This is a genomic window from Thermoplasma sp. (assembly GCF_008709555.1).
Lineage (GTDB): Archaea > Thermoplasmatota > Thermoplasmata > Thermoplasmatales > Thermoplasmataceae > Thermoplasma.
This window is the reverse complement of the sequence record NZ_VYIJ01000007.1, coordinates 55,117-64,596: the sequence shown is the minus strand read 5'-3', so window position 1 is coordinate 64,596 and position 9,480 is coordinate 55,117. Positions and strand designations below refer to the sequence as shown.

General features: G+C 50.2%; 10 protein-coding genes and 1 pseudogene. 6 read left to right on the top strand and 5 right to left on the bottom strand.

The window, feature by feature from the left end:
• Positions 1 to 342: pseudogene (locus F6Q11_RS04180) on the bottom strand (radical SAM protein); the annotation flags it as partial.
• A complete protein-coding gene (locus tag F6Q11_RS04175) occupies positions 339 to 1,592 on the bottom strand; it encodes an Nre family DNA repair protein (protein ID WP_297026504.1) in 1,254 nt (417 codons plus the stop codon). The gene F6Q11_RS04175 and the pseudogene F6Q11_RS04180, both read right to left, overlap by 4 nt.
• A gap of 127 nt (positions 1,593 to 1,719) precedes the next feature.
• Here F6Q11_RS04175 and F6Q11_RS04170 point away from each other — a divergent pair, with 127 nt between their 5' ends.
• Positions 1,720 to 3,150: an MFS transporter gene (locus tag F6Q11_RS04170; RefSeq protein WP_297026502.1), complete on the top strand. Its 1,431-nt coding sequence runs from the start codon at positions 1,720 to 1,722 to the stop codon at positions 3,148 to 3,150.
• 68 nt (positions 3,151 to 3,218) lie between these two features.
• On the opposite strand, the gene F6Q11_RS04165 is transcribed toward F6Q11_RS04170, so the two are convergent.
• Entirely contained in the window at positions 3,219 to 4,610 is a 1,392-nt protein-coding gene (locus tag F6Q11_RS04165; protein ID WP_297026500.1) for an APC family permease, read from the bottom strand.
• Between the two features lie 81 nt (positions 4,611 to 4,691).
• On the opposite strand from F6Q11_RS04165, the gene F6Q11_RS04160 reads away from it, so the two are divergent.
• From F6Q11_RS04160 to F6Q11_RS04150, 3 genes are read left to right on the top strand one after another with little or no spacing between them, the layout of a single operon-like run.
• Positions 4,692 to 4,931: a hypothetical protein gene (locus tag F6Q11_RS04160; RefSeq protein ID WP_297026498.1), complete on the top strand. Its 240-nt coding sequence runs from the start codon at positions 4,692 to 4,694 to the stop codon at positions 4,929 to 4,931.
• A gap of 45 nt (positions 4,932 to 4,976) precedes the next feature.
• Positions 4,977 to 6,122, top strand: coding sequence for an MFS transporter (locus F6Q11_RS04155; protein WP_297026496.1), 1,146 nt, complete (start codon positions 4,977 to 4,979; stop codon positions 6,120 to 6,122).
• A 1-nt stretch (position 6,123) separates the two neighbouring features.
• Complete coding sequence (locus F6Q11_RS04150; protein WP_297026493.1) at positions 6,124 to 6,699, top strand: exonuclease domain-containing protein; 576 nt, start codon at positions 6,124 to 6,126, stop codon at positions 6,697 to 6,699.
• Here F6Q11_RS04150 and F6Q11_RS04145 read toward each other — a convergent pair.
• On the bottom strand, positions 6,687 to 7,172 hold the full coding sequence (locus F6Q11_RS04145) for a DUF309 domain-containing protein (RefSeq protein WP_297026490.1): 486 nt from the start codon (positions 7,170 to 7,172) through the stop codon (positions 6,687 to 6,689). The two genes, F6Q11_RS04150 and F6Q11_RS04145, sit on opposite strands and share 13 nt — an antisense overlap.
• A gap of 156 nt (positions 7,173 to 7,328) precedes the next feature.
• Here F6Q11_RS04145 and F6Q11_RS04140 point away from each other — a divergent pair, with 156 nt between their 5' ends.
• Together F6Q11_RS04140 and F6Q11_RS04135 are read left to right on the top strand one after the other, a co-directional pair.
• The gene (locus F6Q11_RS04140; protein ID WP_297026489.1) at positions 7,329 to 7,595 is read left to right on the top strand and encodes a hypothetical protein; all 267 of its coding nucleotides are present in this window, start codon (positions 7,329 to 7,331) and stop codon (positions 7,593 to 7,595) included.
• A 67-nt stretch (positions 7,596 to 7,662) separates the two neighbouring features.
• Positions 7,663 to 8,796: an MFS transporter gene (locus F6Q11_RS04135; RefSeq protein WP_297026487.1), complete on the top strand. Its 1,134-nt coding sequence runs from the start codon at positions 7,663 to 7,665 to the stop codon at positions 8,794 to 8,796.
• Positions 8,797 to 8,799: 3 nt separating this feature from the next.
• On the opposite strand, the gene F6Q11_RS04130 is transcribed toward F6Q11_RS04135, so the two are convergent.
• Positions 8,800 to 9,426: a pyridoxamine 5'-phosphate oxidase family protein gene (locus F6Q11_RS04130; protein WP_297026485.1), complete on the bottom strand. Its 627-nt coding sequence runs from the start codon at positions 9,424 to 9,426 to the stop codon at positions 8,800 to 8,802.
• Positions 9,427 to 9,480 lie beyond the last annotated feature (54 nt).

The window sequence follows — 9,480 nt, the reverse complement described above, 5'->3', positions numbered from 1 at the left end:
CTGGATGGAAACGCGGAACCCCTCTTTCAATAGGATCCCAACGGCCTGCCTAGTCAGCCTGTACCTGAATTCAACTGGCTGGTACGGGTCAGTTATGGTGGATATCCCGACGATACCGCGCCTCCTGTACGGGATCTCCCGCCTCAGCACCTCTATTATGTTCCTCTTTGCTATGACGGTGGAACCCCAGTCAGATGAGGCCCTCGTATCCTTCGTCATATCCATCGCGTAGCAGTAAAGGCACCTGTGCATGCATCCCAGGTACGGGTTAAGGCTGTAGTCAAGCTCCCTGAGGCCGGACTTCTGCAGCGCTGTCTTCACTTCTATCTCTATTACCCTCATAGGCTGAAAAACCTCTCGAGGTTTTCATACTTCAGCGTCCTGTACACGTAAGAGTTGGATTTCCACTTCTCCGGCGGCACCTTCATCCACTCCGATACGTATTTTATGGCTTCATCTATCGTATCGAATGCCTCAGGCCTCTGTGAGAAGAGCCTTCGGATGTTCTCGCGGACGAACCAGACGCCGACAGGTATGTTGAAGCCCGGGTATATCTCACGCCATGTTATCGCACCGCCGCTCCTACCCATCTTCCTGAAGGCTTCGCCCACTGCAACCCTGCTGGAGTAGTAACATCCACCTATGTCCGGATAGGTCTTCCTGCCGTTGTATCCCTCGTAATCGATTTCAACCTCTGCCTGGCTCCCCCACATGTTCCAGGTGCTTCCAGGGAACCATGACTCGCCCCATTCATAGATCCAGCTGGACGGCGTAAGGATCGCCATGAAGTAGTTTCCATTTACGCGCATCCTGTACGCGAGAAATTTATCTATCGCCGGCCTCTGCTTCAGATCATCAACGAGTTCATCCGATACCATGCTGTCCACGGCAGTTATCGACCATCTGGTGGGCACGATCTTCCTTTTCTTCCCCTCTCCCATTATGCCAACGCTGAGCGACTGCGATATCCTCTCCATGTCCAGGCCGCTTTCATAGAGCTGGATGACTGCATGCTTCGCCTTCATGTCCGTATCGTAGTAAACCTTCTCTATGTGCTGATCCGTCTTCGATGGATCGACGGTGAACGTCTTCATGGGCGAGGCTGGACCCATCGGTGTTACATGATCGTCCATCTCTATCTTAGACGTATCGATGGGCTTCTCAAGGAGTATATCCACATCGACGGATCCTCTGGAAAGCGATATCTCCTGTATCCTCTGCAGAAGCTTATCCGGATCCACGGCATCGTTAACTCTGAATTCCTTAGATCCCCTGAGCATGGACAGCCTTGCCGATATGAACTCCTCAAGGGGCATATCAAGCCACGTGGAGCTGACGGAAAGATTGCTTGTATCGCCTTTAACGGGCGGTGCAGATGGATAGACATAGACCTTTGGATAACCGTACCGCCCGACGAACACGGATGGCGGCGACGAACCATCGATCTCCCTGACGCTTTTCTGGCCGCTTACCTTCGATCTCGTGATCATCTCTATCTCTATTGGACAGTATGAGAGGCCGCAGAGCCTCTTTGCCCCCCTGCACCTCATGCACAGTGATGCAGGTATCCTCACCTTAGCCCTGAAAGGCATACGGTTAACAAATGCCTGAGCATATTTAAGGTTAAAGATCCTCTCATTTATATATACTATATAGAAATATGTATTGAAAATATATTATATAGAAAAATGTAAAATAACCGGCCCCCATAAATAGGTGATGACAGAGAACAATGGTGGTTTGGATGCCATAAACGAAGCCCTGAACAGATCTCAGGGAAGTTTCCACATCAAAACCCTTCTGATATCTGGCCTCGGTTTCTTCACCGATGCCTATGACCTGTTCATAATAGGTGTTGTCGTATCGCTGCTCTCGCTGGCAGGCTGGACGACCATAGATACGTTCTACAAGGGTCTGATAAGCTCCACATCGCTCATATCTGCGGTGATCGGTGCCATAGTGTTCGGGAGGCTTCTGGACTACCTGGGCAGGAAGAGGATATATGGCCTTGAACTCGGTATATTGATAATAGGCGCACTGGGAAGTGCCTTCCTGACTCCGTACAACAACGTCCTTGCACTGATTGGATGGAGGTTCATACTGGGTATAGGCATAGGAGGCGATTATGCAACAAGCTCTACCATAATGGCAGAGTACTCGAATACCAGGAGCCGCGGTAAGTTCGTTGGGAGCATACTTTCCATGCAAAGCTTCGGCCTCGTTGCAGGGCCGCTCATAGCGCTGGCTTTCATGCTCCATGGGGTATCGCCGGCAATAACGTGGAAGGCGCTGCTGGCCATAGGCGCGATACCGGCGGCCATAGTGATATACTTCAGGCTTAAGATGCCTGAGCCCCCAAGATACACGGCTGCGGCCAGGGGCGATGTGAATAAGGCGGCCAGGGATTTGAAGGAGTATACCGGCATACATGTCGACGTTTCAGATGACGAGAAATACGTTGTGAAGGCAAAATGGTCCACACTGTTCAGGGACAGGACATTCCTCCTAACGCTGATAGGCACCATGGGAGCATGGTTCCTTATGGACTGGGCCCTCTACGGAAACTCGATAATGTCAACAACGATCCTTTCGGCCCTTGTACCATCGACAATAAAGGGCCTTCCAGCCCTGATAAGATCCACGGAGTACACGCTGCTGATGTTCGCGGTAGCAGCATTCCCCGGATACTGGATTGCGACATTCACAATAGACAGGATAGGGAGAAAGACCATACAGCTTGTGGGCTTTGCGGTGATGGCCATATCTTATGCGATAATAGCCATAGGTTACCATTCCATAATAGGCAACCTCAGCATCTTCCTTGCAATATACGGTGTGAGCTACTTCTTCATAATGTTCGGGCCAAACGTTACCACATTCGTGTATCCACCTGAGGTGTTCCCGGTCACGACCAGGGGGCTTGGAACTGGCATGTCGGCAGCCGGAGGCAAAACCGGTGCATTCGTGGGAACGTTTGTCGATGCCATAATACTTGGAACGGATGCCTCGGCCCACCTGCCACTCCTCTTCACCATACTCGCGATATTTGCGGTCGCAGCATTCATGCTGACGCTTGTTCTTCTTCCCGAGACAAAGGGGAAGAACCTGGAAGACACCTCGGGCGAAAAGAGGTACACGGTTAAAGCGTGAAGAAGAGGATAACTCTTTAAAATTTTTAATAATCTAATAATTTTTGTTCACTTTAAACCCTTTATGGATCAGCTTTCTGCTGGGATTTCCGATGGAATCTCATGGCTCATGTTCTTTATGGAGATGGCGAGTGCGGCCACCGAAAAGAGGGCAAAGGCGGCCGATCCTACTATGACTGGAAGGCTTATCGACATGAACGTGCTGTAGAATATGAAGCCGAGAACTGCTATGGAAACCACGGACAGTAAAGCGCTGCCGTAAAAGGATCTGTGCAGGCGCATGTCAGATGCAGGAAGCGAAACGTTTATCAGGCCATGAACAAGAAGTACGCCAAGGGTTGCTGCAGTGGCTGTCATTATGAATGCCCCGAATCCACCGATCACCGAGGCGGATACGATTGCTATGACGGCTGCCATGCCTGACACGAAAGCCGCGGATATATGCGGCGTCTTCCTGCTGCTTACGCCACTGAAGTTCTCGCTTATTATGCCGTCCCTGGCCATGGCCATCATGACCCTGGATGTGCTGTTCGTAACCACAACGGTACCGGTCAGAAGGCTGTTTATGAACAGCACCGTTATCAGTATAGCTGCGCCCGTGCCAAGGTAGCTGCTTATGATGGTTATGCCCGGAGCGAGGTTATTGGGACTTGCATAGCTCGCCATGTTGGAAGGGCCCCATGCCACCGTGAAGTAATACGATGAGAAGACAAAGAATGCGCCTAGCACGATCACGGTGAATATGACCGATCTTGATATTGTCTTCTCGGCTTCCCTTGATTCCTCGCCCAATGGAGTTGAGGCTCCGAAACCTGAAAATGCGGTATACATCAGCAGAACGCCAATGCCGACGCCAGATAAGCCGCCATAGGCGAATTTAGGGGTGAACACGGATAGCGTGTTTATTGAGGGCTTCATCATCAGTATGATGACTCCCATGCCGGCCACTATTGCCATCTCAGCGATAGCCATGTACATAGTGTATCTTGTTGACTCGCGGACGCCGCTATAGGAGATAAGGAAACCAGCTGCTAGAACCACAACTATCAGCACGTACATGAGGTACCCCGGCATTGATATCCCAAATACAGATCCAAGGACGGCCGGCACGAATACACCAACACTCAACGATATGAAGGCGAGGGCCATTATCTGATAGAATATATAAAGGAAACCTGTGAACCTTGCAGGCCTGCTTCCCAATCCGTTCCTGACGTAGTAATAGTAGCCGCCAGCACCTGCTATGCGTGTTGAAAGCCTGCTGATTATGAAAGCGTTAAGAAATACGACGAGGAATGCTATGAATGCAGCAAGTGGAAGCGATCCGAGGGCGTATGCAGCTGCGCCTGTCAGCGTCGCAACGGCAGCACCCGCTGGCGCTGAACCGGCAACGCCCTGGAACATGTTCTCCTTGAGCCCGATCGCGTTTCTCCTCAATGATGAATATCTATGATTGTTCACAGAATCTGTGATATATACATATTAAATAAGCATTTATGTCTAAAAAATAGCATATAAAATAAAATATATACCAAAAATACCATGTGGATTTTTGGCGCTGATTATGCATCATTCCAGGCCACATCCCCTGGCAACTACACGGTGACGCTGCTGGTAACAAGCCCAGATGGGCAGCACGCGAAAACCACGGTGACCTTCGAAGTCTCGAAACCCGTGAAGGCTGTGCCTTCCAGCATCGTGTTTGAATACCTGGTGATAGGTGCCGTTGCAGGGCTCATCGTCGGATCATTCGTTGTCGTGGCACTGTTCAGGAGGCACTGAACATTCCAAAGCACAATTTTTTATCATTTTTTATCATACATTTTCATGCATGCCTACACTGTGCTTCTGACCGTAGCAAAGGCCTTTCGTTCCTTCATATTTGCGGCCATGGCCATCATAGTCCCATATTACCTGTCATCGCTGGGCATTAACGCCGTCTACACGTCGATCGTCATATTCATAAGCCTGGTCTCCGGTGCGGTGTTCATCCTTCTATATCCAAGGGTGAAAATGAAGCTGAAGCCGAAGATGATATTACTGTCCGCGCTCATGGTGCTGGCATTCCTCATACTCATATTCACGCGCAGTGTATACATCTTCATAGTGGCGATATTCATAGGCGGCATCTCGCTTACTGGCCGCGATTTCTCGGCATATCAGCCCGTTGAGCAGTATACAATCAGCAGGTACGAACAGAACCAGAAGGACAAGAACACTGCCTTTTCGGTTTACAACTTCGGATCCTATGGAAGCGCAGCCATAGCATCTCTTTTTCTCTTTCTCTACGTGCACTACGTTTTTTCTTACATATTCATGGTCCTTCTTGCGTTCGCTCTGGCCCAGCTCATCATATACCTTTCGGTCTCGTTTCCTGAGTACAGCAGGCCATCGGCCTCCAGCGAAATACCAGGCGAAGTGAAGAGGCACATTTCATCTCTGTCCGCACTGTTCTCGATCGATGCGTTCGGAGGGGGCTTCGTGACCACATCGATGATCACGCTCTGGTTCAAGGTAGTTTACCACATATCGCTCGGATATGCTGGCTTCATATTCATAATAGTCAACATCGTGACGGCCATATCGATACTGATATCATCGCGCATATCCGGAAGGATAGGGTTGATACGCACCATGGTTTACACCCACGTCATAAGCAACGTGTTCCTGATACTCATGCCTGTCATCCCGAACCTTATAGCGAGCCAGGCATTCCTGTATCTGAGGCAGACAACCAGCCAGATGGATGTTCCGGCCCGGGACAGCTTCACCAACACGATCATACCCGCAGACTACAGGGTGAACAGCAACTCCGTGTTCACAACGGTTCGGACATTGGGGCAGGTTCCAGGGCCTGCGATAGGAGGATTCCTGATAGAGGCCATGCCGCCATCCCTTCTCTACCTGGCAGGCGCCACAAAGATAGTATACGATATATCGTTATACGCAAAATACCACTGGTTCAGGGACTGAGATGATATTCATCGATGTTGAGACAACCGGCCTCGATCCCATCAAGTGCAGCATGATAAGCATCGGTGCGGTTGTATATGAAAGGCCGTCCATACGCTTCTACATGGAGGCTAGGCCGGATCCGGGAGCTGTCGTCGAGGATGGGGCTCTGGCTGTTAACGGCTTCACGAGGGAGTACATCTACTCCTTAGGAAATGCAATGTACGATATGATCCAGGCCTTCTCGGAATGGTATGCAGAGAATTCTTCAGATTACACCATTGCAGGATACAACGTTGATTTTGATATATCGTTCATCGGGCAGGAGTGCATAACTAATTCGATGAGGATGATAAGGATAGACAGGAAGATCGATCTGAAGGTTCTCTTCGAATCATCCGATCTCTACCATGGTGGAAGGAGAAGGCTTGACGATCTCCTTATGGCGCTTGGCCTGGGCACGGAGAGGAGGCCCCATAACGCATTGAACGGGGCGCTTGCCGAGGCTGAAGCCTACTCCAGGCTTATTGAAAAACGCGGCCTGCTCACGCCAGAAGACATCGCAAACATATTCACCGTTGGTGATCAGACAGCCTGAATGTGCTTCAGGATCATGTCAAATTCCTCAGCGGAGATAGGATAATGAAACTTGATTTCCGATCCGAGGATCGATGATCCTCGATCATGCATGGCCATGGCCGTATCCGGATGGCCCATCTGCCAGTGTACCTGCGCAGCTATGATCCAGATCAGTGCCTGTATCAGATCTTTCTTTCTGCCGGAAGAAACGTGCCATGCATCCTCAAGTGCTTCATGCGCTTCCCAAAACCGTTCCTCCAAGACCAGATGACGTGCATTCCTGAAGGCAACATTCGGATCAGGAGGCAGAGTTTCGCTGCAGTTATGGCACAGGATGACGGCGTATGGGCAGCTCTCGCTGAGAATATCCGCGACTTTCCCGTCATCGATGAAGAAGGATGATTCAAAAGAATCCAAGTGCCTCCTGACTATGGCACCGTCCACATTTGGTATTTCGCCTCCATGGCAGAACAGGATGCATCTGATCCTCATAGGTCGCTGAGTATTTACGCATATTTAGGCATGGCGTCACATGGCATCATTTTTCGCAAAAATCCGTTCAGGAATTTACGGTTCTGGCATGCGGATCGAATAGTTTATCTTTTTACATGCTTTATACAATTATACCAATATTATGGGGCGATGGAGATGAATTCCGATGACTTTTATATGAAGTGGAATGGATGTCTGACCAGGACATCGTATGTGCCGAAGCTGGACGTGAACCTGATCAGGAGGATAAGGCTGGACAACGGCGATCTGATATACGCCAACATGAGCGAGATGGTCCGTATAGGATCTACAGAGAACGGTAAGCCGGTAGAGCGCACATTCATAAGGTTCAAGCTCAACGTGTGCGATGACGTGTACGATGTTGCCATGGTTGATGTGAGGCACATTTCAGACGTTTACTGACGCTTAAAATATGGATGTGCGTATCTCAGCACGGTTACATTTATTTTTGATCGATGAATAGCGATGCATGGCAGATCATATCCGGAATATGCCCGGCGTTATGATCCCTTTCCTGCTCTCCGCCTTTTCCGTGTTCTCGATATCGATGATCGTCCCCCAGATCTCAGCACAATTCAGAGTTCCAATATCCGCCGTCCTGCTTGCCATTCCGATAGATTTCATCGGAGGTGCGATGGGCGGCATCATAATGGGATACCTGGCGGACAGGAGCGGGCGTAAAGCAGTCATGATCATATCATCTGCAATGTTCGGAATATTCACGCTGCTGGCCGCTTTCTCAACGTCCATATACATGATATACGCCCTCTGGTTCCTCATAGGTTTCGGAGTGAACGCGCAGAATGGGGTCTCGTACCCGGTTATCGTCGAGACGCTGAGGCGTTCGTCTGGCACCATTGGCGGAACGATGCAGAGCCTCTACTTTCTCGGGTTCATGCTTGATTCTGTTCTCTTCGTCTTCTTCCACTACTGGCGTACTTACCTTATAGCTGCTGGCCTGATCTCGTTGCTTTTCTCCGTCCCGGCCTCATCCTTGATAATCGAGACCGGCGGCAGCCGTTTCGCCATGAAGGCCGAGAGGGATCCGAACTTTTTGCGTTACACCATAGCATTCTCAATAATCGTGATAGGTGCTTTCATGTTCAGTGTGCCGCTGATGGCTGATGTGCCCAGTGTCCTATCTGGACTGCACATGGATCCCATTTACGTGACGGTGCTGTCGTTGGTTGGATTTGGAGGCTTTGTGATCGCCGGTTACCTTTCAGACAGGTACAGGCGTGGATACGTTGCCATGGCATTCACCGGTGCAGGAGTGGCGTTTGGCCTGGCCCTGTTCTTCACCGGGGTTGGGCGCTACTTCCTTTTCATACTTGGCCTTGTGTATGCATCATCCGGGTTCTTCTCGTTCAGCGGCATATGGGTAAGCGAGAATTATCCTCCGGGATCCAGGGCTCTGGCCACGAACATAGTGTTCTTCTCCGGAAGGCTTGTGGGAGGCTTCTCTCCCTTCATAGCTGCGCTGATAGACCCCTCATCGCTGGTATCAGGTATAGCCGTGGTCTGCATCGTTGCCGGGTCAATGGCCTTCGTCGCATCGGCCTACGTCCAGGCCATGAGGAAGCACAGAACGGGCCTGGCCTGATCATCATGCGAAGATCCTTTTCCCATTGAGCGATCTCACGTATTCCGGTGCATCTTCGCCGGGATCCCCAAGAAGATGGATGACAGGCAGGACGCCGGACCAGATATCCTCATTGGATGAATCATGTGGAGGCCCAGTCCTGGACTTGATGGAGAATTTTTCAGGCTTCACTGCGAAGACGAAGACATCCTTAAGATCGGCTTCAGACGGCTTTATCGATCTTTCCCATCTGCCCCTGACCATCTTTTCCGTCAGAATCTTGAATACAAACAGCTTTTTTTCGTCGTCGTTCACCTCGCTGGGCCTTCCGAATATGATCGCTGAGACATAGTTGACCGAGTTGTTCTTTATTTCCTTTGCCAGTACGATCCCTTTTATCTCCAGAATCGATATGGCGATCAGCTGGCCTCTCTTCAGTATTCCGTATAGCCTGCTCTTTGTTGATCCGTGGAGGTATATGGTATCGCCATCGCTGGCGAGCATCATTGGTATTGCATATGGAACCATATCGTCTATGAACGATACCGTGCACACGAAGTTCCTGTCCAGAATAGCCCTGAGTTCATCCGGATCGTATGAGGCCCTCTCGGGATACCGATTTATTCTGTCCTTTATGTGATCTTCGGACATGAAATGAGAACGCCTAATCTGGACATAAACATAACTGCATGCATTCAGAACACA

Excerpts from the sequence above, each read along its gene's own strand:
- F6Q11_RS04135 (WP_297026487.1), top strand. The coding sequence starts at position 7,663 with ATGGCAGATCATATCCGGAATATGCCCGGCGTTATGATCCCTTTCCTG.
- F6Q11_RS04170 (WP_297026502.1), top strand. The coding sequence starts at position 1,720 with ATGACAGAGAACAATGGTGGTTTGGATGCCATAAACGAAGCCCTGAAC.
- F6Q11_RS04160 (WP_297026498.1), top strand. The coding sequence starts at position 4,692 with ATGTGGATTTTTGGCGCTGATTATGCATCATTCCAGGCCACATCCCCT.
- F6Q11_RS04130 (WP_297026485.1), bottom strand. The coding sequence starts at position 9,426 with ATGTCCGAAGATCACATAAAGGACAGAATAAATCGGTATCCCGAGAGG.
- F6Q11_RS04145 (WP_297026490.1), bottom strand. The coding sequence starts at position 7,172 with ATGAGGATCAGATGCATCCTGTTCTGCCATGGAGGCGAAATACCAAAT.
- F6Q11_RS04175 (WP_297026504.1), bottom strand. The coding sequence starts at position 1,592 with ATGCCTTTCAGGGCTAAGGTGAGGATACCTGCATCACTGTGCATGAGG.
- F6Q11_RS04140 (WP_297026489.1), top strand. The coding sequence starts at position 7,329 with ATGAATTCCGATGACTTTTATATGAAGTGGAATGGATGTCTGACCAGG.
- F6Q11_RS04150 (WP_297026493.1), top strand. The coding sequence starts at position 6,124 with ATGATATTCATCGATGTTGAGACAACCGGCCTCGATCCCATCAAGTGC.
- F6Q11_RS04155 (WP_297026496.1), top strand. The coding sequence starts at position 4,977 with ATGCATGCCTACACTGTGCTTCTGACCGTAGCAAAGGCCTTTCGTTCC.